Source organism: Candidatus Acidiferrales bacterium, from assembly GCA_035515795.1.
Lineage (GTDB): Bacteria > Bacteroidota > Ignavibacteria > Kryptoniales > JAKASW01 > JAKASW01.
In genome coordinates, this window is record DATJAY010000029.1 from 21,653 (window position 1) to 47,845 (window position 26,193).

At 47.8% G+C, this 26,193-nt stretch carries 20 protein-coding genes; 9 read left to right on the forward strand and 11 right to left on the reverse strand.

What is annotated here, in order from left to right; translation table 11 throughout:
- Window positions 1-41: 41 nt before the first annotated feature.
- The 7 genes from VLX91_12215 to VLX91_12245 form a co-directional block, all read right to left on the reverse strand.
- Complete coding sequence (locus VLX91_12215; GenBank protein HUI30970.1) at window positions 42-1,238, reverse strand: glycosyltransferase family 9 protein; 1,197 nt, start codon at window positions 1,236-1,238, stop codon at window positions 42-44.
- Window positions 1,239-1,295: 57 nt separating this feature from the next.
- On the reverse strand, window positions 1,296-2,216 hold the full coding sequence (locus VLX91_12220) for a glycosyltransferase family 2 protein (GenBank protein HUI30971.1): 921 nt from the start codon (window positions 2,214-2,216) through the stop codon (window positions 1,296-1,298).
- A 214-nt stretch (window positions 2,217-2,430) separates the two neighbouring features.
- Entirely contained in the window at window positions 2,431-3,036 is a 606-nt protein-coding gene (locus VLX91_12225) for a methyltransferase domain-containing protein (protein HUI30972.1), read from the reverse strand.
- Between the two features lie 396 nt (window positions 3,037-3,432).
- A complete protein-coding gene (locus tag VLX91_12230) occupies window positions 3,433-4,623 on the reverse strand; it encodes a glycosyltransferase family 4 protein (GenBank protein ID HUI30973.1) in 1,191 nt (396 codons plus the stop codon).
- 2 nt (window positions 4,624-4,625) lie between these two features.
- Window positions 4,626-6,083 (reverse strand): flippase, encoded by a 1,458-nt coding sequence (locus tag VLX91_12235; GenBank protein HUI30974.1) that lies wholly within the window; start codon window positions 6,081-6,083, stop codon window positions 4,626-4,628.
- A 37-nt stretch (window positions 6,084-6,120) separates the two neighbouring features.
- On the reverse strand, window positions 6,121-6,885 hold the full coding sequence (locus VLX91_12240) for a methyltransferase domain-containing protein (protein ID HUI30975.1): 765 nt from the start codon (window positions 6,883-6,885) through the stop codon (window positions 6,121-6,123).
- Window positions 6,885-7,799 (reverse strand): glycosyltransferase family 2 protein, encoded by a 915-nt coding sequence (locus VLX91_12245; protein HUI30976.1) that lies wholly within the window; start codon window positions 7,797-7,799, stop codon window positions 6,885-6,887. The genes VLX91_12240 and VLX91_12245 overlap by 1 nt, the downstream gene beginning before the upstream one ends.
- Before the next feature lie 89 nt (window positions 7,800-7,888).
- Here VLX91_12245 and VLX91_12250 point away from each other — a divergent pair, with 89 nt between their 5' ends.
- The 6 genes from VLX91_12250 to VLX91_12275 all read left to right on the forward strand — a co-directional run bounded on the left by VLX91_12250 (window position 7,889) and on the right by VLX91_12275 (window position 12,927).
- Window positions 7,889-8,722 carry an NAD+ synthase gene (locus VLX91_12250; protein ID HUI30977.1) on the forward strand — a complete coding sequence of 278 codons (834 nt, stop codon included), beginning with the start codon at window positions 7,889-7,891 and terminating at the stop codon, window positions 8,720-8,722.
- Window positions 8,723-8,786: 64 nt separating this feature from the next.
- Entirely contained in the window at window positions 8,787-9,479 is a 693-nt protein-coding gene (rsmI, locus tag VLX91_12255) for a 16S rRNA (cytidine(1402)-2'-O)-methyltransferase (GenBank protein HUI30978.1), read from the forward strand.
- Window positions 9,476-10,153, forward strand: coding sequence for a CDP-alcohol phosphatidyltransferase family protein (locus VLX91_12260; GenBank protein HUI30979.1), 678 nt, complete (start codon window positions 9,476-9,478; stop codon window positions 10,151-10,153). The genes rsmI and VLX91_12260 overlap by 4 nt, the downstream gene beginning before the upstream one ends.
- Window positions 10,119-11,462, forward strand: coding sequence for an inositol-3-phosphate synthase (locus tag VLX91_12265; protein ID HUI30980.1), 1,344 nt, complete (start codon window positions 10,119-10,121; stop codon window positions 11,460-11,462). Before VLX91_12260 ends, VLX91_12265 begins: the two co-directional genes overlap by 35 nt.
- Window positions 11,463-11,467: 5 nt before the next feature.
- Window positions 11,468-12,067 carry a sigma-70 family RNA polymerase sigma factor gene (locus tag VLX91_12270; protein HUI30981.1) on the forward strand — a complete coding sequence of 200 codons (600 nt, stop codon included), beginning with the start codon at window positions 11,468-11,470 and terminating at the stop codon, window positions 12,065-12,067.
- 35 nt (window positions 12,068-12,102) lie between these two features.
- Entirely contained in the window at window positions 12,103-12,927 is an 825-nt protein-coding gene (locus VLX91_12275) for a hypothetical protein (protein ID HUI30982.1), read from the forward strand.
- Here the strand turns inward: VLX91_12275 and VLX91_12280 are convergent.
- The 3 genes from VLX91_12280 to rimO are packed head-to-tail and all read right to left on the reverse strand — an operon-like array spanning window position 12,921 to window position 17,598.
- Complete coding sequence (locus VLX91_12280; GenBank protein HUI30983.1) at window positions 12,921-15,017, reverse strand: glycoside hydrolase family 57 protein; 2,097 nt, start codon at window positions 15,015-15,017, stop codon at window positions 12,921-12,923. The two genes, VLX91_12275 and VLX91_12280, sit on opposite strands and share 7 nt — an antisense overlap.
- Window positions 15,014-16,312, reverse strand: coding sequence for a GWxTD domain-containing protein (locus VLX91_12285; protein ID HUI30984.1), 1,299 nt, complete (start codon window positions 16,310-16,312; stop codon window positions 15,014-15,016). Before VLX91_12285 ends, VLX91_12280 begins: the two co-directional genes overlap by 4 nt.
- An 11-nt stretch (window positions 16,313-16,323) precedes the next feature.
- Window positions 16,324-17,598, reverse strand: a complete 1,275-nt coding sequence (gene rimO, locus VLX91_12290) for a 30S ribosomal protein S12 methylthiotransferase RimO (protein HUI30985.1) — start codon at window positions 17,596-17,598, stop codon at window positions 16,324-16,326.
- 180 nt (window positions 17,599-17,778) lie between these two features.
- Between rimO and VLX91_12295 the strand changes: the two genes are divergently transcribed.
- The 3 genes from VLX91_12295 to VLX91_12305 all read left to right on the forward strand — a co-directional run bounded on the left by VLX91_12295 (window position 17,779) and on the right by VLX91_12305 (window position 25,661).
- Complete coding sequence (locus tag VLX91_12295; GenBank protein HUI30986.1) at window positions 17,779-20,406, forward strand: GH116 family glycosyl-hydrolase; 2,628 nt, start codon at window positions 17,779-17,781, stop codon at window positions 20,404-20,406.
- 44 nt (window positions 20,407-20,450) lie between these two features.
- Window positions 20,451-21,761, forward strand: coding sequence for a T9SS type A sorting domain-containing protein (locus tag VLX91_12300; protein HUI30987.1), 1,311 nt, complete (start codon window positions 20,451-20,453; stop codon window positions 21,759-21,761).
- Window positions 21,762-22,406: 645 nt separating this feature from the next.
- On the forward strand, window positions 22,407-25,661 hold the full coding sequence (locus VLX91_12305) for a S8 family serine peptidase (protein HUI30988.1): 3,255 nt from the start codon (window positions 22,407-22,409) through the stop codon (window positions 25,659-25,661).
- 122 nt (window positions 25,662-25,783) lie between these two features.
- On the opposite strand, the gene VLX91_12310 is transcribed toward VLX91_12305, so the two are convergent.
- The coding region (locus VLX91_12310) for a T9SS type A sorting domain-containing protein (protein HUI30989.1) at window positions 25,784-26,193 on the reverse strand (410 nt) is incomplete at its 5' end.

Here is a 26,193-nt window from a genome sequence, read left to right on the forward strand (position 1 = left end):
CATCATCTTTTCAATGTAGCCTTGATTAACATGAGAACCGTTCATTTATTTCGCGTCACTTGCAACAGTTCGTCCACAACTTCAATTACATTTTGCGGCTCTATTCGGTTGATATCCAATTTAGACCATTCGGAGGAGGGCAAAAAAGGTTTTCGTGACCTTTCAATCTTTCGTAGGAGGGAAGGATGGAAAACAAACCGGGCTGGCACTCCCCACGTTTCAGGGTACGGCACGAACCGCAAGTAACTATTCCCGTTTGACACGCATACTACAGGACATCCAACGGCCACCGCGATATGCAGTGCCCCGGTATCGTTAACGAGGGCGAGTGATGCACTCGAGAGGAGGCACGCCAGCTCAACTAAGGATAGTTTGCCGGTGTAGTCCAGTACTTGAAAATCTTTTAGTCTTGACGCGACTTCGTTTGTATACGGGCGGTCCGCCCCCGAGCCGGCCAACGCAACCCCGAAATTGTATTTTTCACAACCATGACGGGCAACTAAGGCAAAATTCTCCGGGGACCACCTTCTCCATTTTCTCCCAGCTCCAGGAAAGACCACCATGTAATTGGTCGGGGGAAGCGTAACCTTCATCGGCCCGCTCGTTAACTGAATGCTGGTGTGCTCAACGTTAATCGTTTCATCCAAAAGACTTTCAATAAAGCTTTTGTTCCTCATAAACTCAAACGTGGTGCGGGGAAGAGAAGGAATCAGTTTATGATAAAATCTATCGGAAATGAACTTGGCTATAAACGAAGAAGCGACAGTGTCCCCGGTTGCTCCAATTTTCTCCCGCGCCCTGGCAAGTCTGACGACCGGGTCGCCATACAAGAATTCTCGCGACATGACTGGCTGCACCACTACATCATAGTCTTTTGCCCGAATTGCTGACAAGATGGACCATCGATAGGAAAGAGAACTTTTAAACTCCCTGCGGTTTATCCAGATGAAATCATCAACTGAACCCGAGTCTAGATCCAGGGCCAAGTCTTTCCATACTTCATTTCCGCATAAGGTTATTCTATGGCCACTGAACCTATTGCTGTGTCTTATGGAATTCAGGAAATTTCTGAAGAGGACATAGTCTCCGATGGCATCCAGTCTCACAATGAGCATCTCCGGCCGCTTTTCGGGATTGCCAGTTCCGCTTTTTTTCTCGGAAACTTTTCTCCACAACAGGAAGGCGAAGTCATAGGTGAAGTAGAACAGAACCCTGATATAGTATCTCGGACCATACATATGAAGAAAATCTCCTAGTCTGGGCCGTTGGTTTTTTCACAGGGTTTCATATTACTCCTAGAGTTTGTAAAGACTCCCTTCGCCATTACTTCCGGTATAATTAATTAGCCCGTCTCTTAGCCCGAGAAATGCAGCGCGTGCTGCCCTGTAGTTTTTATGTTTGAGAATTAGTCTGACAAATTGTCTGCCGTAGAAATAAATGAAATATTGCAGATTGAACAACCATTTTCTCGGATTTCCGTTCTTTCTAAGAAACAAGATCTTGTTTCTCAGGTTGAAATAAACGTAAGTTGGACTGTCCCACCGAATCGAGCTTGAAACCCTGTGATACAACACAGCGGCCGGTTGGTAAAGAACAGAGTAACCTGCCCGTTTTGCCCTTACCGAATAATCAGCATCTTCAAGGTAAAGAAAGTAGCTGTGGTCTAGCTTGCCGATCTTTTCTATGACCTCGCGTTTGATCAGCATACAGCAGCCTGTAACAAAGTCGGTCTCAACGCAATGTTGTTGCAATCCATCGTCCTCTTTGCCGATTCCGATGTGAGTTCCTAGCCCCCTGTCAATATCCAGCCTGCCGCCCGCGTACCATAATGTATTTGGTTTGTCATAGTAATGAATTTTTGCTCCAATGATTCCAGCCTCAGGTTCTTGTTTAGCGGTCTCCACTAATTTTTCGATCGTGTCTTCTTTCACTATTGTGTCGTTGTTTAGAAGCAGGATAAGGTCTGCCCCATTTTGGAGTGCGTAATCAATTCCCATGTTGTTTGCACCGCCGAATCCAAGATTTTGTTCCGTGGATAACACAACCACGCCATGGCACGCCTGCTGAAGGATTTTTCGAGAGTCTGATGTGCCCCCATTGTCTATTATTATTACATTGAAATCCGTGAGCGAGCTTTTGCGCAGGGATTTCACACAATCAATAGTCTGATCCGCTTCTCCGAAGTTTACGAGAATTATGAACAGAGAATTAATCATTTTCTTCGAAACAGTCCAACCTAGGTTCGGAGGAAAAGCCTGCCATAAGATATCATCGCACGAATGTGGCCACGCATAAAAAATATTTGTGGTTGGAATCAGAAATCCAAGCCAGGAAATCAAGTGCCATGATGTGCCGGCCGGGCAATAACTGCAATCAAGCTGTCAGTTGTTGTTTGCGAAATCTCGACATCCTCACGGCCGGACACAGCGATTAAGCAGGCTTTCGCTTGCCAATGATGTGAAAGCTCCAGTATGCGTCTCTACCAGAATTATAATTGATAACTTCGATGTGATTGCTCTTCAAGAATGGTAACAGGACTTCGATACTCGGTTTCCACTTGTGCATGGAAGAGACCCATGGTCCGCGAGGATTCCATAGCCTCATCGATTTGTGAGGAAGATATAGAAAGAGAATACCACCTAGCTTAAGTTTCCGAATCCACAGACGAAGAGCATCTTGCCAATTCTCGAGATGCTCAAGGCAATGAGAACTGAAAACATAATCGAGTGATCCGTCGTCGAGAAAATCGAGTTTGTATGCGTTTTGTTTGGGATCATTCTGGATCGGAATCGCGCCCGGCAGGGGCCACTCGTCAGCTCCAACGTCTATGCCTTTTCCCACACACCATTTCAATGCAAGGTCGGTAATTGACGATCTAGCATTTCCATGATTCAAGTAATCCGGATACAATTCACCACGGTACTTATGATAAATTTCTCCATTGAGAGTGACTCTGGTGAGGAAAAGGCAATTGATTCTCCAGGCAAGGTAAGAGATCACCTTTGAAGGGTGAAGAATTATGTTCTGAATTTTCATGATAATGAAAACCTGTCCAGCAATCGTCTATGTCTTTTCAACTTAAACATGTTTTCACCGTTTGCTTCTCCGTGAATCGCCGCAATTGTGTTCCCCTGCCTGATATGCGAACATGTTATCCTAAACAACAGGCGCCAGAAAATCAAGTGCAATAAAGGGTTTTCCCTTCAAGGAATGTTGTTCCAGGTACAAATCAGCCATCAAGTAAATCTCTCTGGAAGTTTTTCAATCAAGAATCCGTTGTCGTCCCGGAAGCAACTTGATGAGGTCACTCCAAGGATTGCAGGAGATTGTATTCATGAGATTCTCACGGCTAAATCCGGATTTGTGGGTGGAAGAGGCGGAAGCAGACAGCCCACAAATCAACTTTGACGATGTGAGAATCATGGTGGAGAATTAGTTTTTTCGTCTCCCGAGGCATCCCAGCAGGCCTCTCCGCAAGTTCTCACTGATCGCGGCAGGACTAAAAAGGCGCTCTGCTCGATCACGTGCTTTCAATCCAAGCGACATACGTAATTTCCTGTCCAGTATTATCGATTTTAGGCCTTCGTATAATGCCACATGATCATTTGGCTGAACAAGAATGCCTGCGTCTCCTACAACTTCAGGAATCGAACCTGAGAGAGTGGACACTATGGGTTTGCCGCATGCCATTGCCTCGAGAAAGACTGCCCCGAGTTGTTCCTGCCAATATTTGCGGGGTGTGCTTGGTAAACAGAATATGTCCGCCATGTTGTGGACGAGATCTATTTCCGAGCGCGGAATAAAGCCAGTTCTTATGACGTTCCTATCGAGACCGAGCATTTGAATCCGTTTGTCGACCTCTTGTTCTGCGGGACCTTTTCCAGCTATGACAATTTTCAACTTCGTTCGATCTATCATCGGATCATTTAAAAGTCTCTTTGCGGCGTAAATCAGCTCGAAGGCTCCCTTTGATGCCCGCACTCTGCCAACGAAGAGTATAACCATGTCGTCCGGCTTGATTCCATACCGCTCACGCCATCGCAGCCTGCTGCTCTCGTTCGGTTTGAACTTTTCCGTGTCGGTTCCGTTTCTCGTGACGAATATTTTTGATTCGTCAATTCCCTCCAACAGTAACGCAGCTTTCGCTCGCTCGCTCATTGCAAAGAATCCATCGACCTGATCATAAACCCGATATTTGAAGAATTTTGCAATCGGTTTCCTGTCAAGTGCGAACGGAATATTCTGCCAATGGACTGTTGCGAGTTTGAAATCAAGATGCCTCTTCAAACGTGCGACCTGATAAGTCAGCAAATAGTTGTAATCATTAGTATAGGCTACGTCAAATCCGCGAAGTTTATCTCCAAGACCAAATACGAATTCTGAATCGACACCGGTAAGGTTGTTTATGAGGCCGTAAATTTTTCCGTATGCGCCGAAAGATAAGGAGTTCAATCTGCTGTCAAGGCAAGGAAGTTCCACTATTGGAAGACCGACGTTTGTATCCTGATGGCTACCCGGGCTTATGAACAGTGTAATGTCAAATTCGTCTTCCAGCGGTTTGAACAAAAGTGCCTCTTCCCTGGAATAAAAGTGCCCTCTTATTATTGCAAGTCTCGGTCTCATTTCTACCTCACGTTAACTATTATTTCTTTCAGTGGTGACGGTAGAACTTTTGTGAGAATGGGTTTGTCCTCTTCCGTTATTCCTTTCATCAGATAGAATGTTGTGGCATAAACTGCTACAGCGATCGGTATCTGAAGTAACACAGACGTACCCATTGTGAAATATAAGACTATTGCCATCGGTATGCATGACAAGGCTGGTTTCAGAAAGACCTTCGATAAATAGAGTGTATAGTGGAGTCTTCTCAGGTAAAGAAAAGAAGCGGAAAACAGCAAAGCTTCCACCATGACCAATGACAGGGCTGGCACAAACAGTCCAAACTTGGGAATCAAAAGATAATTCGTCATGGCAACGGCAATTCCTGTCGGGATGGTGACGTGCATCGCAAATCGCTGCTTGTTTATTGCAGGGAAAAAAGTGAATAGTATATAGTTGCCATAGCTGATCATGGTCGATATGATAAGCATCTGTAATGCAGGGATAGTTGGGAGAAACGCCACCGTATATATCGCCACGATCAATTTCTTTGCCGTCAGGATCGTCCCAACTGCCAAGGGGATTGAGACTATGAACATATATCTAACGGAAATATTCAGCACCGATTCAAGTTTTTCTTTGTCTGAATTGTGCAGTTCGGCAAAGAATGGGTAAATCACCTGGGTAAAACTCATGGGGATCACGGTTAATATCATTATTAACTTGAGGGCTGCGTTGTAATACCCTGCAACAGCATTTCCACCCATATATTTTAACAGCGCAGTGGTCACATAAAAATACAGTACGATCCCTAATGAACCTATTGCAACCGGATATCCTTCCCGCAACAAATATCTCCATAATTTCCGTGAAGGGCCAAGGATGACCGCGTTAAGGTACTTTTTCGAGAGGTATACGGTGAGCGCGAGTATCAAGAAAGTGACGAGTGCGCTGCCAACCATCAGTCCGAACAATCCATAACCCAAAATCAATAGCAGAATTACCGCGACCGACGTAGAAAAATCTGTCGCAATCGTGACCACCGAAATGAGTTTCATCATCCTGTGCGCCTGAAATGCCCCGGTGAAGACGGTGATCAGCGACGTTGCTCCGGTGATGAAAATGCTGAAAATTACTGCCCAGTTTGTGAGTCGATCGAAGTGCGAAAAGTATGTTGCACCAGCGATTATTATCGAGGTGCCCCCGAATAACAGAAGTTTCAAATGGAGCGCGCCCGAAACGTACTCGGATGTCTTACTCTTATCTGCTGCAATGTCTCGTGTCAATATCTGTCCTAATCCCATGTCGAAGAAAATCGAGAACATCGCGACAAAATAAGTGGCAAACGTATAAATTCCGAAGGTCTCTACTCCCAAATAAATTGCGATGTACTTCAGTCGAATGAGCCCAAGGATCAGGCTGATTACCTTTGCAGCGAAAATAGCCGCCGTATCGAACGTTATTTTTTTTGCTTGTGATGGCACAGTAGTTTTGGTAATTAAATTGCTTTTTCTGTTGTTGCTATTTTACTGCATCAACATAGAGGCTCTCGTGTTTTCGCTCCGGCGAATCGATGCAAATGTCCGGAAGAATTGATCCGCCAAATTTCTGTTCCTGTACACTTGAGAAGCCATGTTTCTTCAAGATGAATGAGAGCGTCTCGAAGTCGTAGGCAAACTTGTGTTGACCCCATTGACGAAAGACGAAGTTAATTAATTCCATACGGGTATTATACGCGAATCCCATTCCGGCTTCGGAATGGTTTTCGCCTAACACTCTCATCTTTTGAAGCTCATCCCAGTCACCCCGACAATATGCCCGCAAGTACGCGCCCGCGTCAGGAACGATAATTCGTATTACTCCTCCTGGTTGTAGCACCCTGCGACATTCGGCAAGGAAATGAGGGACTTCGTCCTGATAGTCCAGGTGCTCAAAAAAATGTTCAGCGAATATTCCTCTCGCTGAACCATCCTGAAATGGAAGGCTTTTTCGGCAGTCGTAAACACAGTTGACATTCGCGCCGGGAACAGCATCCACGTTGATCCACCCAGGTCTTCCTTGTGGCCCGCAACCCAAATTGACAAGCAGATCCTTTGAGTTAGCGAAACGCTTCCTGACATTCTTCTTTGATATTTTCAGCCATGTCAGACGCAGTTCGAATGGTACGTTTCGAAGAATATGCCGAGGGATGACGGAATAGAAAAGCTTCTTTATTTTTCCCCGAGGGTTTTCTATAGCGTTGTCGTAAGATCTGATAAGTGTATCTTGGGTCGCATCGCCTTTCATTATTGTGCCTCTGAAGTTTCTTGATTGTTGAATAGCTTCCGGAAGCTCCCGCCGCGTTCAGCTGCGATCAGGATGTTCTTTGTTATGTATATCGTCATTAAGAACGGTATTGTCAGCCAATGATACCACTTCGCATATCTTGCCATAAGCCTAAGTTGACTCTTTAGCTTGTTCCAATTCTTGAACCATGACAGGTTGCCGCCGGAACTTGCGGAGACTTTGTGCCAGATCATCGAAGTTGGAATGTAAGCCAGTCTGTATCCCGCTCTCGATGCCCTCAGACACCAGTCGACGTCTTCACCATAGATGAAAAAGGTTTCATCAAGTCTCCCGATTTCCTCGATAACCTCCCGCTTAACGAGCACACAACAACCTGTAAGATAATCGACGTACTTTGTCGCATCATACTGCCCGATGTCGATCTCCCTGATTCCGATATGTGAAACCCACCCCTTCCAAAATTCGATCCTTCCCCCGGCGAACCAAATCATTTTTCGAGTAGCCCGGCGGGAGTCGTCTTTGCCATAGTAAAATATTTTTGGTCCGGCCATGCCTATATTTTCGCCGGTCTCAGTCGCATTAATGAGCTCCGATAAAAAATCAGGATCCACTTCGGTATCGTTGTTCAATAGGAGGACGTAATCCGCTTTATGCTTCATGGCGTAATCTATGCCCGCATTATTGCCTCCGGCAAATCGGAGATTCTCAGAGTTTGTTATGATCTTGACCCATGGGAAATTTTCCCTGACAGATTCTACGGTCCCGTCGGAGGACGCATTGTCCACCAGAGTCACAGAAAAGTTCGGATACTTTACCGACTCCACGGATTTAAGACATGCGATGGTGTCTTCTTTGCCGTTCCAGTTTAAAATTATGATGTGGACCAGCGGATGGGACGAGTTACGCTTGATTATTTTGCCTCCTCATAAAAGAATTTAATAAAATCTCCCGGACTTTTCATGAGAAATTGATTAACGTGCACCAGTTTCTTAATTTTGACGTAATGGAAACCCAGGTCAAGGACCTAAGAATAAATTCAAAGCTGGTCAAGGAGTTGCTGGTACGTTTCATAAAAGACGAGACCGAAAAAGTAGGGTTTAAGAAGTTGGTCGTCGGACTCTCCGGAGGCGTCGATTCCGCACTCTCTGCAGCGCTTGCCTCAGAGGCGATCGGAAAAGAAAATCTGCTCTGCGTAATTCTTCCGCATAAATCTTCATCCAGAGAAAGCGTTGAGGATGCAAAGCTCCTCGCAGATGAATTTTGCCTGCGGACGGAAATTGTTGACATCACATCTTCCGCCGATGCTTTGATCAGACGCGAACCCGGGATGGCTAATGTTCGTCTCGGAAATATTCTTGCGCGAATCCGGATGATCGTTCTGTACGACATTTCTGCGCGCGATAATGCGCTGGTACTCGGCACCAGCAACAAAACGGAATTGCTTCTAGGCTACGGCACGCTCTTCGGCGACATGGCACACGCCATAAATCCCATAGGTGATTTGTACAAGACACAGGTGTGGCAGCTGGCGAAATATGTCGGCGTGCCGGAGAAGATTGTCAAAAAGAAACCGACGGCAGACCTGTGGGCCGGCCAGACTGATGAAGGAGAATTAGGATACACGTACCAGGATATTGACAAAGTCCTCTATCTTCTTGTGGATCAAAAAATGAGAGCTGACGAGGTGATTGAAGCGGGCCACCCTCCAAAGATGGTGACAGATTTGCAGAAAAGGATAATGCTAAGCCAGTTCAAACGGCGCCCGCCAATTATCGCAAAGGTCGGTCACAGAACCATAAATGTCGATTTCAGATATCTCAGGGACTGGGGAGCGTAGTGGCCGTTCCGAAGCTGGAAATGAAAAATGAACAGTGATGAGTGAAGGGAGACGGGGTATCACAGTGTCCGATCGAACGAGTGCGACCGGCAAACTTTTTGTCGTTGCTACACCCATCGGGAATCTTTCTGACATAACCGTCCGCGCGATTGAAACACTGAAATTGGTCGATTTAATTGCGGCTGAAGATACTCGGACAAGTTCCGTACTTCTGAAACACTATGGAATCTCGCGACCGATGGTGAGTTTTCATAGCCACAGCGGCTCCGGTCGCAGCGGTGAGATCGTAAGGAAAATATTAAGCGGAGCAAACGTAGCTCTGATTACCGATGCCGGTACGCCAGGAATTTCAGATCCGGGACACGCGTTAGTGCGCGACGCGATCGAATCCGGAGTGGAAGTTGTGCCGGTACCAGGTGCTTCCGCATTTATGACGGCACTGTCGGCGAGCGGATTGAGGACGGACCGTTTTGTCTTCGAAGGTTTTCTTCCGTCTAAGAAAGGGAGACAGACAAAATTGCGTTCGCTGTCCGCGGAGAGTCGCACGATTATTTTCTACGAGTCTCCGCACAGAATTGAAAAGACAGTCAACGAATTACAGACGTTCCTCGGCGATAGAAAATGTGTTGTTGGAAGAGAGCTCACAAAAATTCACGAGAGTTTCTATCGCGGCACACTTTCTCAGATCTTGAAATTGATCGGCGAATCCGAGAGGAGAGGCGAGTTTGTAGTCATCGTGGAAGGCGCCGGGAATTGAAAAGCCTCATACCGGCAAGAGTCGAAAGCTCATTCAAACAACTCCTTGAACCGCTTGCGAAATGGCTCGGTGATAAAAACACAAACCCGAACTGGCTTACTACGCTCGGTTTTATCCTCAGCATTTTTGCCGCTTTCGAGATTGCAAACGGAAGACTGGTCACCGGCGGTGTGCTGGTTTTACTCGATGGCCTGTTCGACATCATAGATGGAGCGGTGGCGCGAAAAACCGGACGCGTCACGAGATTCGGGGCTGTTTATGATTCGACTATCGACAGGTATTCCGAAGTCGCGGTATTTTTTGGACTCGGCTTCTTTTTGATCGGACATCATTTTTATTTTACGTCAGTTGCTGCCGTGTTCGCTATCGGCGGCTCCATCATGGTAAGTTATATTCGGGCCCGGGCCGAGACCCTCGGTTTCAAGGCAAACGTCGGACTGGCGCGTCGCCAGGAACGAGTCGTCATTTTGGGATTCGGCCTTCTCCTCAATATTTTTGACGACTGGTTTGATAAAATCTTTTCTCCTCTAATTGCCGATCTTTTTGGAAGCAGTTTTGTTCACCCGCCCTTTGCGGTTGCGGCGGCAACCGTTCTGCTGGCAGTTCTGACGAACGTCACCGCAATCGAAAGACTATATTATGTCTACAAGCAATTCAAAGAAGAAAATCGTTAAGCCGGCCGGCCGGCTCACCGTCTTCTTGCCGGGCGTCGGTGCCGTGGCAACTACTTTCATGGCGGGTGTAGAATTGATCAGAAAAGGCTTGAACCAGCCGATCGGCTCGCTCGCACAAATGGGCACGATTCGTCTCGGGAAAAGGACAGAAGGTCGGAGCCCGCTGATAAAAGATTTCGTTTCGCTCGCCGGTTTGAAAGATTTGAAGTTTGCCGGCTGGGACATATCTGGTGGTACGGCATTCGATGCGGCGAAAAAAGCGGGAGTACTTACAGAGGAAGACGTCGGCCGGACAAAAGATTTCCTGCAGAAGATTGATTTAATGCCGGCCGTTTTTGAGAAGAACTATGTCAAGCGTCTCCATCCTAAAATTGTGAAAGAAGCGAAATCTAAGATGGACCTTGCAGAGATGCTGAGAGAAGACATACGAAAGACGATGAGACGACACGGCTCCACGAGAGGAGTGATGGTCTGGTGCGGAAGCACGGAAATTTTCATAGAAGAGGGGAAGGTGCATCAGACGATATCGGCTTTTGAGAAAGGTTTGGCGAAGAATGATCCAGAAATTGCACCGAGTATGATTTACGCGTACGCAGCGTTGAAGGAAGGAATCCCTTTTGCGAACGGTGCTCCCAATCTGACGGTCGACATGCCGGCCATGGTCGAGCTTGCTAAGATTCAAAATGTGCCGATTGCGGGAAAGGACTTCAAGACCGGTCAAACATTGTTGAAGACCGTTCTTGCTCCGATGTTGAAGGCCCGAGCACTCGGCCTGAACGGATGGTTCTCCACTAATATTTTGGGAAATCAGGACGGCGAAGTTCTCGACGAGCCCGGCTCATTCAAGACGAAAGAGGTGAGCAAGCTTTCCGCACTCGAATACATTCTGCAGCCCCGTCTTTATCCGCAGCTTTACTCTGATTTTTATCATAAGGTCAGGATAAATTTCTATCCGCCGCGCGGCGATAACAAAGAGAGCTGGGACAACATCGATATTTTCGGATGGCTTGGATACCCGATGCAGATCAAGGTTAATTTTCTTTGCCGTGATTCGATCCTCGCCGCGCCAATTTTGCTCGACCTTGTTCTTTTCATGGACCTTGCGCAGCGGGCAGAGCTTTCCGGTATTCAAGAATGGCTGTCGTTTTATTTCAAGAGCCCGATGTGCGCGCCGGAGATTTATCCCGAGCATGATTTGTTTATCCAGTTAACGAAGCTCAAAAATTTTCTTCGGTATTTGATGGGAGAGGAATTGATAACACATCTCGGCGTGGAGTATTACGAGGAGAGCAGGGGCCGCAAGAAGTAGGTCAGATGAAGGAAGAAGAACGTCATCGGAGGGCTGAAGAAGACGCCGCTCTCGTGAAACGCGCCATCGGAGGCGATCAAACCGCGATAAAGCACCTTATGAGAAGGTACAGAAATCCGGTTGCACAGATCGTCTATAAACTGGTCAGGGACCGCAGCCAGCTCGAAGATCTCACGCAGGAAGTTTTCATCAAAGCGTTTCAGCATCTCGGCGACTTCGATTATCAGCATCAGTTCGCATCATGGCTGTTTAAGATAACAAACAACCACTGCATCGATTACATCAGGAGAAAAAAGTTAAGCGTTTATTCCATCGACGACCACGTCAAGACCGAAGACGGCGAGATCGGATATGAAATCCCCGATTCCACCTATGAACCCGACCTGAATCTGCTGCGAGAGCAGAAGTCCAGGCTCATCCACCAGGCGATAGATTCGCTTCCCCGAAAATACCGAGAGGTGATTGTTTTGAGACATCAGGAGGAGTTGAGCTACGAAGAAATCGCAAAAAGGACAGGACTCCCCGTAAATACGATAAAAGTTCAGCTATTTCGCGCTCGAGAGATGATGTATAAGTCTCTAAGGGACAAAATCAAGCATTATTGAAACTAATTTTCTTACGTTTCGTAATTGAAAGTGCGATGAAAACTATTCTGGCGACGCTGCTTCTGTTCTCTACTGCATTCTGTCAAAAGTCATTGAACACGGGAGAGAACCTGGACGGCGTCAAATCTCTGAAAGCGACAATCAGCGCGGGAACCGTCCAGCTGACTCTGAAGAAAGTTGACGATCCGTCGAAAGCATTTCGCATATACTGCAGCTACTCCGAAGACGAAAAAGTGCCGACGTTGGACTATGAAGTGGAGGGAACCCAAGGCACGCTTTATTTTGCGAACGAGAAGGAGAGTGTTCACTTCCCATGGTTCCACGGTGACAAAGACACTGCGATCGTTGAGCTTGCGAACTCAGTTCCGGTTTCATTGGCAATGAATTTCGGCGTGTGCGATGCACACGTTGATCTGGGCGGTATGGAGATTGCTAACGCGACGTTTTCGACGGGCGTGTGCGATTTCAAACTTGATTTTTCTACGCCGAATCGGATTGAATGTGAAGACCTTCGTATCAAGACCGGAGTCTCGAGCGTCACGGTCAAGAATCTTGCGAATGCTCACGCCAGAAATGTCGAGTTCAACGGAGGGCTGGGGTCATTGAAAATTGATTTCAGCGGCAAGCTTGAAGACGACTGCTCGGTTCACGTGAAGACCGGACTGGGTTCGGTAGAAATTTTCATCCCGTCCAAAATCAATACGGTTATCACTGCGCCGGGAAGTTTTCTTAATAGCGTCGACGTATCGGGATTCTATTCGCAGGGGGACGGCGAATATCGCTCGAACATGGACAAAGGGCCGCAGTTAAGGTTGGATGTGGATTCTGGGCTGGGTTCGGTTACGATAAAAAGTTACTGAACAATTCCGAATCTGGCTGTACCATCATGGGGGAATGAGTCTATGAGCACGTCATTGTTGTAGAGTGCGATCGTCAAATTAAGGTCATCGAATTTTATCTTTCCTAAATTTAGCGCAACCTGGATTGTGTCGTCTATGCGACATTGCCCGCTGAACTCGAAATCGTTTGCCGGGCATTCTGTCCGGAATGAAAAAACTCTACCGAGTTCGACATATACTTGCGGGTCAGAAAGAAAACGGATAACGATTTTCTCGCTGGAAATTTTTTTCGTCGTGTCGATCCGGAGATAGATATTTGTCAGATCGTTTCCCCAATAGACGCGCTTGATGAGGGTTCCCTCCTTCTGCATCGCGCCGCTCGCCTGTTCCACGATGCCCGCATTTTTCCATTCTTTATCAAGGTCTCGCTTTTCGAATCTGGGAGAAATTTTTGACGAAGGTTGCCGTAACAGCTGTGCGGTTTTCTTCTTGATCGGTTCTTCAAGCTCAGCCGGTGCTTCCATCCCCAGAGATTTATGGACTTGTTTCAAATGATATCTGAACAACTCATCGAACTGGCCTGCCTGAGGGGACTTGTGTTCGTCACCGTACCACCAGCACCAGTCCGAGCCTTCAGCGATCATGAGTTCTTTGTGCGAGCTTTTTATTTCGACTGATTGTTTCCCTTTGGATAACTTCTCGAAAGCGTCACGCGCATGAAATAAGAAATCCCAGGCTTTGTTGTCTTCGGGATGGCCGATCCATATTTTGAAATCGCCGTTTATCCAAGAACCTGGAGAGATATGTTTCAAAATGTTGCCTCGTCGCACCTCGATATCCGACGGAAGGGCTGTTTCTATCCTTGTCTCGTTGGAGAGTCTGTAGTAAAGGGTCCTGAGAAAATCCTTCCCGTCGCTTTGATAAAATTCCCACGCATTCTCACCGTCGAGGATTATAGGAACGACGGCATAATCTAATGCGTTCTCACCAAATCGTTTTCGAACTAAATCCCGGATCCCCAGCAGACGTCCCACGAAATCGCTTGCAGCGTCGTCCGGGCTCCATCGCGAATATACGAATCCGATCAAATCGGAAAGGTCATGGTCTCTGAAGAAAATCTTAATGCGGTTCTTCCCGCTGCCGAAATAATAGGCGAAATACTTTTCCAGGAATTCGGCGCCGGTTTTCTTCCTCGATTTCAAAAGAGTTTTCTTGAGAATTAACTCGTCCGTCGCAGTCCATGCGATTTTATTCTTTACCATTATGTTCAAAGCAGCGTCGCTGACGGACCCTTCGCTCGGCCACATTCCTTTCGGACGGACGCCGAAAATCGTTTCGGCATATTTCAATCCTGATTTAACCTGTTCATCTGCGTCTTCCGGATGCCTGAAACGGTTGGCCGGCAATCTCGTTTCAGGATTCGCTTCTCTGCCTGAGTTGCTGTCGCAAAGGAGCGGAAGGATAGGATGATAGAATGGAGAAGCGCTGATTTCTATTTGTCCGCGGTTTGCAGCTTCGATATGGTGCGGCACGATGCGGCGAAGGATATCGAGCTGCGATCTCAGCAGATGAAGCTTCTCTTCTTCGGTGAAATTTCTCTCCTTGTCCAGGTAATATCTGAACGGCGGGTCAAACCGGGAATATTCACCGACCCAGGATAAGTTCCACCATACCTGTAAATCCCGAAAGTCCTGCGATGAAAAACTTTGCACCGCCGAGCTATCGTCACGACCCTTCTTCATCCATTTGTCCAGAAGTTCCGAGTACCTGCGATAACGCCTGATCATTCTCTCCGTGTTTGCGAGAAAGAATACTTTCAGCGCCCTGATTTTGTCTTCCATCGTAAATGAGTCGGGATTTCTTAACGATAAGTCGTACGCGGCATCAGTCGTTTCATGATCCAGATACTCTTGAAGTTGTTCGAGGAGAGACGGCGTGAAGTTGAAGGTCTGCCTTATATTTTGATAGTCGTCTAAAATCCGCACCATATCCCAGTAGTCTTTGATGCCGTGCATTCTGACCCACGGCAGCAGAAACTTTCCGTCAGCTTTGTAGTAAGGCTGGTGGTGGTGCCAGACGAAGAGAATTTTTAGCGGCTTAGCGTCGTTCACTTGCCGAGATAGTCGGGCCCGTATGGAGGCGAATAGACGTCAGATAACGGAGTAACAAGCCTGTAGTCGCCGAAACCGGTTTCGTCCACGAAAACAATTTGTCGGTTTCGATAATAGTAATCCCAGACTTCGTAGGGCTTGCTGTCTACTTCAAACGGATGGCGATCCACGCTGCTCGGCGGCCCGAATATTATGTAGATCATTCCCATGTCGGTCTTCCATCCCTGAAAATAATGAGTGAAGTGTTCGTTCGCGTAAGCGACGCGGTTGAAGTATTCATCCATTACCCGGAGATCTTTCGAAGATTTGTTGGGATTGTATTTCTGCCAGAAGTCTAAGAAGCGTTTTTCCTTTATGAACATGTCCGGCGCCGATTTGATGCTGTCGATGGTGCTGCCGTTTGCGATGTACATCATTTCATCCGCAGCCTTGTCGAGGTCGGTAATCGTCAGAGGCAAGTCGGGAAAATGAATGGTGAAAAAACGGGAAGCGGTCGCCACCACGGGAGATTCTTTCTCCGCAGACGCAAACAGTGTGACGCTCAACTTGTAAAGTCCCATCGGGATAGAATCTTTGGGAATTTCTGCGACGACGCGCTCCACTCTGTTTTTCCCCGTGATCCATCTTGAAACGGAATAAATCGTCCCGTTTTTCTTGTCGGAAATTTCAGTGGTGGCAAATGCGGAATCCTCCGGCTTTGGGAAATAAACTTCGTAAAAGATCGGGAACGAATCGCTCTGCGAGATGACATTTTCGTCTACGTTTGGAATGATAGTCCGCTTGCCATTGAAGAATGTGGAGCTCTTTAAGAGCATGATGTCCGACAAAGATTGTAACGAATCCGCGTAGTTCCTAGCCCTGAAGCCGCGTTGTGCCGCGTAGGATTTTTGCGTCTCGGAGTCGGTCACGGTAATTTTCAAAGTATATGCGCCGGGTCGCACGATGAATTGTTTTTCCGCAGAGGAGTAGATCGTGTGGCTCGTCGTCTCATCGAAACTCTGGCAGACCGGCCTTTCGCTCCACGTCTCTTCCAGGGCACGATTCCCGTCATCATCTATCAGTTGCAGCGATATTTCGTAAGAGGCCAGGAATTCATTTCCGGCTTTGACAAACTGTATGTCGTCATAAGGCATCTGGAAATAAAAATCCATTCTGCTCTTGCCGTCGTCAGACTTGAAATTCAACGCATCAAAGTAAAAATGCGGGGCCACATAAGTAAAAGATTGCTGCATCTCTACCTGGGCGAACGCTGCCCCCGACAAGAGCAACCATATTGCCCAAATTCTTCTTCCCATTTTTAACCTCCTTAAACACCGTACAGATCATGTTCGTGTGCATCGTGGATCTTTATATTTACGAATTCGCCCGGCAAACTTTTTGAGTTGAAAATGACTTCGGTATCGATCTCCGGAGCATCATGGCTCGTTCTGCCGACGCAGTTATCCCCCTCGTTCTTATCGACGAGCACTTTCAGCGTTTTCCCGATTTTCCTGCCATTCAGTTCTTCGATTATCTGTCTCTGAGCTTCCATTATGGCTGCGTGGCGTCTTTCCTTCTCGTCCTGCGGAACTGGATCTCCGAGAATGGACGCCGTCGTTCCGTCCTCCGGCGAATATGTGAATGCGCCCAGCCTGTCGAACTTGAATTCTTCGACGAATTTAATAAGTTCTTCAAATTCCCGTTCCCCTTCGGCGGGATAACCAACGATCAAAGTGGTTCTTATTGCCACTCCGGGGATGCTTTCGCGGATTTTATAAAGAAGCTCTTCGAGTTTTCTCCTCGTTATGCCGCGCCGCATCGATCTGAGAACATCATCCGATACATGCTGGATCGGAATATCGATGTATTTGCAGATTTTTTCGCCGTCTCGAATTACGTCTAATAATTCTTCTGGAAACTTTGCCGGATAGGCATACATCAATCGTATCCATTCGATCCCGTCCAACTTGTTCAGCCTTGTCATGAGTTCCGGGAGTTCTCGCTTGCCGTAAATGTCCAGGCCGTAATATGTCGTATCCTGTCCGATGACTATCAGCTCCTTGACGCCTTTTTGAGCAAGGAGCTCGGCTTCATGGACGACTTGTTCGAGCGGCTTCGAGACATGTTTGCCGCGCATGAGCGGAATAGCGCAGAACGAACATGGGTTGTCACATCCCTCGGAAATTTTCAGATACGCATAATGGCCCGGGGAAGACAGAAGACGCTCCCCGAGCATCTCATATTTATACTCTGCGCCGAATTCTTTGAGAACATTCCCGATTTCATTCGTGCCGTAGAATGCATCGACCTCATGCAAGCCCTCGCGAAGCTCCTTCTTGTACCTTTCCACCAGACAACCGGTGACGATAACCTTCTTCAAACCGTTTGATTTCTTGCGCTCAGCTACACGAAGAATCGTTTCGATGGATTCTTGTTTCGCGGCATCGATGAAACCGCATGTATTGATGACCGCAACCTCTGCCGATTCGAGAGAGCTGGTGATGGAGTAACCGTTTGCCTTTAGCTGCGCCGAAAGCTCTTCGCTGTCCACCTGGTTCTTGGGGCATCCGACAGTTATTATGTGAATCTTTTTCTCGCTCACAATTCAATTTACCCTTGTCTCAAGTTGTTTTCAATGTTTAAGTCCCGGAAAAAGCGGATTTAGTCGAACTCCAGGATGCTTTGCGGAATATTTTGTCCTCATTAGTTGACTCTTGCTATAATGTGCCGGTTTTGTTATCCTATTTAGTTCCAACATTTCATCATAGAAAGGTGAGGCACCGTGGGATACCGGGTGTGCGCGAGTAGTATTGCGATTATTGTTTCATCGCTCTTGATTTTTCCGTCTCTCCTCGATGCGAGAGTAAACCAAAGAAACATCTGGCCCGTCCCTGCATGTGCATGGTCGAGGTCTCTTGGGAACCATCCTAACGGAGCGACGACATGGAACAAGCGCGGAGTGCCGCTCGGAGGTTTCGGTGCGGGAAATTTCATGTACAATTACTGCGGAACGTTCGGTCCTTGGGAATTCCAGACCGGCAATCATGAAGAGAAGTTTCTCTCTCAGGCGGCCTTTCATGTATTCGAACAAGTTTCTGGAGTGCCCGACGTCGTGAAAACACTTGCGACTGAGGATGTACTGCCGGCATGGAATAGACTTCCGCAGGACTCGGGAACATATTATGCTCTTTATCCGAAGGCATGGTTTGTCTACTCCGGAACTACGGCGGATGTTTCACTTAAACAATTTACTCCTATCATCCCTAACAACTATCGGGAGACGAGCTACCCGGTAAGTGTATTTCAATTTCAATTGTCCAATCCGACGTCCGATACTCTGAAGATAGCTGTCATGTTCACGTTCCCCAATGCGCCGTACGGAAGTGATACTCGAACGGGCCTTGTGAATCAAGCGGTGCAGCAAGATGATATAACCGGCGTGGTCATGAAAGCGAGCAGCTCAGAAAATCCTGCTACGACTCAAAACACGGAGTGGTGCATCGCGACGCAAGCGGTCTCCGGTGCGACAGTTTCGTTCTGCACATCATGGAACGGCAATGGAAACGGCCAGGATATATACGACCGATTCGGCGCAAACGGCGTATTGCCGGACAGTGCAATTGACACCTCTTCGACTGCATCCGCCATCGCGGTGGAAATATCGCTTGCTCCCGGGAGCACGGCAGTTGTGCCGTTCGTGCTCTCCTGGGATTTTCCGAGAGTCCGTTTCGGATGGGGCACGGAATGGTACAGGCGATATACGGAGTATTTCGGATTCACGGGAGATCATTCGTTCGACATAGCTAAAGAAGCTCTTATGAGTTCAGAAGAATGGGAGAGTGAAATCGACCGATGGCAGAATCTCATCATCAATGAACCATTATACCCGGACTGGCTGAAGCAGGGAGCGCTGAACGAATTGTATTTCGATACGTTTGGCGGAGTGTTTTGGGAAAACGGATGCATCACAAAACCTGCCGAGTCTTCGTACGGAACTTTGCCCGCCGACGATCACAAATATTTCTGCACGGAGTGCCCCGACTATTTGTTTCTCGAGAGTTTCGATGTCCGGCAGTATGGAGCACGCCACTATCTCGAGCTTTGGCCCGATATCGACCGGGACGTCTTAAAGTGGAACGCGGACTACGTTGCAAACGATCCGACCGGTGATGTGCCGCACGATGCCGGACGCGCGGGGGAAGATCCATTTTTCCATTACAGTGTAGCTTGCGGCTGCCAGGGCTGGCAGGATATGCCCAACAGATTCATTCAGCAGGTTTACGCATACTATCAAAAAACCCGCGATGAATCTTTCCTGGACTTTGTGTGGCCGGCATGTCTGAAGGCTTACAACCGAGCAAAATCGTTCGACACAAACCATAATGGGATTCCCGACAATGGCAATACGACATATGACACCTTCCCATTCACCGGCGATAATCTGTTTACCGGCGGACTGTTCGTAGCGGCAACCGAAGCGATGGAGCGGATGGCGCTGGCGAAAAATGATACGGCATTTTCAAGGGAGCTGCACCAGGATTACTTGTCTCTGAAATCGACGCTGGATACTCTGTTCTGGAAACCGGACCAGCAATACTACAAGATCGATGCGGGTTCGGCCGGCATAATGGCAGATGGATTGAACGGACAACGCTATTGCGAGACGACAGGATTGGATCCGATACTCCCGCCCGACCGTATTGCATCCCATCTCAACAAGGTTTATGAAATGTGCGTCGCACCACTGCGCGACTACGACGGCGACGGCGAAGGCGACGAGGGAATGGTTAACGGGAGGAATTCAGACGGAAGTCCTATCACCTATGGTCAGCAGCCGGCAGAAGTGTGGAGCGGGACAACGTACTTTGTCGCGGCCATGATGTATCACTGGGGAAGACTCACGAACGACGCACGACTCGAGGAGCGTGCCTTGAAAGCGGCGCACGGGGCTTACTTCCAGACATGGGTGAACGACAGCACTGCGTACTTCTTCGATACGCCCGAGGCATGGTACGCCGACAATCCGCGACAGTTTCGCGCACAGCAGTATCAACGGCCCCGCGCCATCTGGGAGCTATTGCTCGAAATAAAAGATCCATTCGATACTTTGACCTCGATTCATCCACCTGCTTTCGATCATGCACCGGCAAAGTTTGCTCTCTATCAGAATTATCCGAATCCGTTCAACCCAGGTACCGCAATATCATTCAGCATTCCTTCAAGATCATTTGTCAATTTGAAAATATACGATGTCCTCGGAAGGGAGGTCACATCGGTTGTTTCGGAAGAATTATCGGCAGGAAATTACACGCGGCAATTGAATTGCTCTTCATGGCCAAGCGGCGTTTATTTCTGCCGGCTTCAGAGTGCAAACTTCATATCGACGAAGAAATTACTTTTGCTCAAATAGCATCGGATGAGAATATGTTCAGTTTCAATAAAGGAAAGGCGCTCATGAAAGCGTGCTTTTTATTCTCCATTATCTCATTGCTCATGACTCCGGCTGTCGTGTTCCCGCAATGGCAGCAGCTTAATTGCTCCAATCAAAGCGACGTACAATGTTTCGCCGTCGATTCCTCTTCAGCGGGCCCAGACTCAACTGTGATTTTCGCCGGAACATGGGGAGATGGAGTCTTTCGCTCATTAGACCAGGGAGAAACCTGGACTCAAATCAACGCGGGACTTGCCGATTTATACATCAATACGCTTGCTGTCATTCGAAGCAGAACGAATCAATCCGAACTCTTTGCAGGCACCAACTTTGGCCTCTTCATTTCCACGAACGACGGAGCAAACTGGATCGAAGCAGACTCAGGTCTCACGAACATGACCCTTTGTTCCGTTGCTTCAGTAGATACAGTTCTGGTCGCGGGTACCTGGGGCGACGGAATTTTCCGATCAACAGACAATGGAAAAAGCTGGAGTCAGCAGAGCTCCATGCTTGCGGGCAAATTCATCACTTCAATCATTACATGCCCCACGCGGGATGGATCCGGCAGATCCGGTCTCTTTGCCGCGACCGACAACAGCGGCGTGTTTCTCTCGAGCGATAAAGGCGTAACCTGGACTTTTGTGAGCGGAGGGATTTACGGATACATACATTCTCTCGCCATCAGCGTCACGCCGGCAGACACAACGCTTTTTGTGGCGAGGGACGGAATCGGAGTATATTGCACCGCAAACTACGGTAAGAAATGGACGCTCAAGAGAACGGGACTGACAAACTGGAGCACGATGTCATTCGCGATGGATAGAACCCCGACCGACACAACTCTCATCCTGGCAACGTGGGGCAGCGGAGTTTTTCTTTCTCACGACAACGCAGCAAACTGGACTGCAGTAGATACAGGTTTATCTGATCCATATGTCTGGAGTATTTGTGTCGGACCGTCTTCAGGTGCCGGAAGGTACCTTTTTGCAGGGACTAACGACCATGGTATATGGAGGCGGCCGATGTCGGAACTTGCCGCCGAAGTCAGGGCCACCGTGGGTGAGAATTCCAAATTGTTTTCGCTTAATCAGAATTATCCCAACCCGTTCAACCCATCGACGGTGATCAGTTACCAGTTGCCGGTGAACAGTCAGGTCACTTTGAAGGTGTACGACGTGCTGGGAAGGGAAGTAGCTACTCTCGTGAACGCTCGCCAGACTCCCGGCGAGCATTCCGTAACTTTTGATGCACGCAATCTCCCGAGTGGAATTTACTTTTACCGCATATCAGCCGGGGGGTACACTGCGACGAGAAAAATGTTGTTGGTGAAGTAGTTCAAAAGGCTTTACCATTTCTTCGCACAGGAAGAAGACCGGAGTCCAAGCAAAACGGATTCCCGGCTTCTCGTTACACCAAGGTGAAATCAGGGCAGTAATTTTTCTCCTATTGCTATTATTACGTATCCTCTGCAACTTAGAAACCAAGATGCGGAGAGGATTGCGATGTTCATTTCACTTTGTCATTTCATTTCAGCGTGTCATCCACTACGAGTTGCCAACCGCCCTTTGTTGCCCGCAATTGAACGAAAATCTTGCGTGGCAGGGACATTCTTTTTCATTGTTGTTATAATCTGTCCGAAGGTCTACTCCCAGACGATGGCGAATGGGAATCGTTCTCCTGTCCACAGCGACTTTCATAAGACCATACTTGATTCTAAACCTGGTCAGGAAACCACCATTCTTATTTCCCGCAACGGCTCCTCAAGGGTAAATCAAGTCGATCTGACACAACAAGTAAATCTTATCGTCGAGTTTAAAGATGAACCATTATTTCTCCAGCAACTCCACTCTCCTTCTCGAATGTTTAAATCTCCAAGCCCTCAGCCTCGCTTCTCGCAGTTTGGGTCTGACCTAGCATCCTTGCACCAGTCTGCAATCAAGGGGCTCAAAATACAATTGTCGGTTCCAGCAATCAGGAGGGTGTTCTATAAAGTGTTTTATGGTGCCGCGGTCACTGTCCCGCGTGCCATGATGCCCCAGATCGCACAGCTCAGTTACGTGAAGAAAGTCTACATCGATGAGCCAATGAAAGCTACATTGGAACAGAGTGTCCATCAAATTCGTGCAGATTCTGTCTGGACTAAATTCGGGACAAAGGGAGACAGCGTTCTAGTTGGGATCATCGATACGGGAATCGATTATACCGACTCGGCTCTTGGAGGTGGAATCGGTCCGGGATTCAAAGTCGTTGGTGGTTATAATTTCATAAACGACACGCCGGACCCTATGGACGACAACGGCCATGGAACGCACGTAGCGGGAATAATAGCTGCTGATGGCGGTGGCCTCGAAGGCGTCGCTCCGCATGCGAAGCTTATGGCGCTCAAGGTTTTGGATCAATATGGCGGCGGCACCGAATCCACTGTCATCGCAGGCATAGAGCGTGCTGTGGATCCTGACAACGACGGAAACGATAGCGATAAAGTCGATGTCGTGAATATGAGCCTTGGCGGGCCGGGTAATCCGGATGATCCATTGTCCATAGCCGTCGATAACGCTGTCAAGTTAGCGATTACATTTTGCATCGCGGCTGGAAATTCAGGAAGCTTCTTTGGCATCGGAAGTCCGGGTGCTGCACGACTTGCAATTACGGTTGGTGCTGTGGACAGCCTGGACGAATTGGCGATGTTCAGCTCGAAGGGTCCCGATTCGACAATCTATTCAATCAAGCCGGATGTGCTCGCTCCCGGAGTCAATATTTTGTCCACATTCACTCGCAATACCGTCTTCACTTTGAGTGGTACTTCGATGGCAACACCTTTCGTCACAGGAGTTTGCACTTTATTGAAATCACTCCATAGAAACTGGCCACCTGCAACAATTAAATCAGCGATAACGACAACTGCGGTCGACATTGATCAGGATGTTATGGTACAAGGGGCTGGCCGGATAGATGCTTTAAGCGCGGCAGAAGTTTCCTCATTTGTATATCCGTCTGAACTTAGTTTCGGTTTCGACAGCAGCTCATTTTCAATTTGGACTATCGTCGACACGATGTGGGTTTCGAACGTTTACTCACAAAGTCAATCTTTCACGATGTCTTTCAATAATCTTCTATCCGGCGTTTCGATAACTGCAAACCCTTCGACCTTTTCTTTGGCAAGCAACGATTCGCAAATGGTCATGATTTCGCTCCAAGTGAACAACCCAATAGTACCTTATCCATCGCGAGCCTCATCTGCGTATAGCGGCGAAGCGTTTCTGTATGGAAGCAAAGATACGCTGCATATTCCATGGGCATTTGTCAAGATGCCGAGGATTTTGTTCACGTTTGACCTACCGGGTCCGACCTTCGTGCTGACAGATTCTGATTACGGATTTACAGACGCCAATGCCACTTGGAACGATCAATATAATGCGCAATTGCAGATGCCGAACGGGAATTATGATCTGGCGGCTCTCTTCAACGGGACAACTGCCGATCATCTGGTTGTAGAAGAGCATATACCCATCGCAAACGTGTCTCATATTTACGTGAGCTCTGCAGGTGCAACAAACTCAATTCTGTTTCACGCACTCGACATAAACGGGCAACCGCTTAATACATATCCTTCTACGACGAAAATGCTTGCTCTCAATTTCCCTGATTTAATGTATTACAACGTTTTCGGCTTCTGCGCACCTTTGTCAGATACTGTTTATTGCTCGAATTATTCCGATAATATCTGGTTATCTGGTGCGGAGTTCGCTAACGACGCAAACAGTCTTTACTCTGTTCAGTTTGACTCAGTTTCCAGATTAGAAAAGAACATTACTCTCAGTAATGTGCCATCTGATTTCTACGCTCAAAGCGTTCATGTTGATTTTCCGCCTTATTCTGAAGGCGCGTCTAAGGAAATGGACTGCTGGAACTTGTCCCTATTTACGAACCCCCTCACCGGCCAGGTGGAGTTCTACGGCGGGTCAATGTCGAAAATTACCAGTGGATTTAAAGGTGATTGGAGCGGAGACCTTTACTTGACAAAAGACAGAAGCGAAAGGTTTGCCTTTCCGCTGCAACTAATGGCGCTTGACAGCACGCAAGCGGATTCAGCCACGTATCCCGAGTGGTTGCAAACACCTTTGGTGAAAGTTATCGACGATAGTATAGAATACTTTGGCACGGGCGAACCATTTCCCCGCATCTTGTCACCGAGTGGTGGATACTCAGACATTGGACACACGCCTTTTTTCATCAGGGATTGGTTTATGAACGAGAATTTCACTCAACCGGCTATCATTGAATCCGGTGGCTACTTCGGCGAATTTGATGAGAGCCTTGTTTCCACAGGTGACAGCGCGTTCTATTCCATTTATAATGACCAAGGAAGCGCGATTGCTTCGGGCGTTGGGTTAGGCACACCTGGCAATGGAATAACCGTTCCTCCCGGCGCTTATACGTTTCAACAGACCACTCACAATTATTTCCTCAGGGGTGTGCAGGGAGCGGCGGCGTTGACAGCCAAATTTGATTTCCGGAGATCCGATCCGAACCCTCCGATGTTCACATCGATTCGTTTGTTGAACAGCAAGGACATTGCTGTCGACTCTCTCTCAAAGAATGAGAAAGGGACCTTGATGTTTTCAGCGCTCGACATGGGGCCGGTTGTACGGCAGTTTGGCAATCTTACCTATATCAAGTTTGCTGTAGTAAACAGCGATTCTACCAAGCTGTTCTACAAAGTAAACGGCACTTCGAATTGGGTGCTCATACCGGTCACAAAAGTGTACCAGGATACTTTAGACAATATTATGTATAGTGCAGATATCACTCCGACTTCCGATTTCGATTCAGCGGGAATAGATTTAAAGATAGACGTGCAGGATCAATCGGGAAACACTTCCGAATGGCTAATGGAGCCCGGATACTGCATCGGCAGGTACGGTGCTTTGCCTAGAGTCAAAGGAAATCCCGAAGAGAACTCAACACCAACGGTTTTTGCCTTGTACCAAAATTATCCCAATCCTTTTAACCCGACAACAATCATCAATTATCAATTAGCAATGAACAGTTTCGTTACTATGAAAGTATATGACGTTCTTGGGAGAGAAGTAAAGACGCTGGTGAGTGAGCGGCAGACTGCCGGCAATCACGCAGCGAGATTCGACGCGCGCAGTCTCCCGAGCGGAGTGTATTTCTGCCGGCTGGAAGCCGGAAGCTTTAGCGATACGAAGAAGCTGCTGCTGTTGAAGTGAACGGGTATGATTGAACGATTTGCCGGCAATTCTGCGGAGAAAACAGAAGCGATATTTGTGTTTTGTGATTTGGAGAATTCATAGCGCCCACGCGGGTGGGCGCCATGAAAACGGATTTAATTCTACTTCAGAAGTAAGAGCTTTTTTCCTGCAGTGAATCTCTCCCCGTCATTTCCGGTTATGTCGATCCTGTAAAGGTATACTCCGCTGGATAACCCCTCCATGTTGACGGACTTCTCATAACTTCCTGCACTCATTTTGCCGCATGTCTCTTCTACCACTTTCTGTCCAAGCACATCATAAATACTAAGGGCAACGACAGAAGGCTCCTTGAGGTCGAATCGGATCGTGGTCGAAGGATTAAACGGGTTAGGATAGTTCTGGTAAAGTGCAAACTGTTTCGGGATCCCGCCAGGGTTGTCAACGGCATCTATCCCTACTCCGGTCGTGAACAGCGTTGCAGCAGAGTAGGCGCTCGTTCCTGCGGTACCGGTCGCACTGATGTGCCAGTAGTATACAGTAGTAGCCGTAA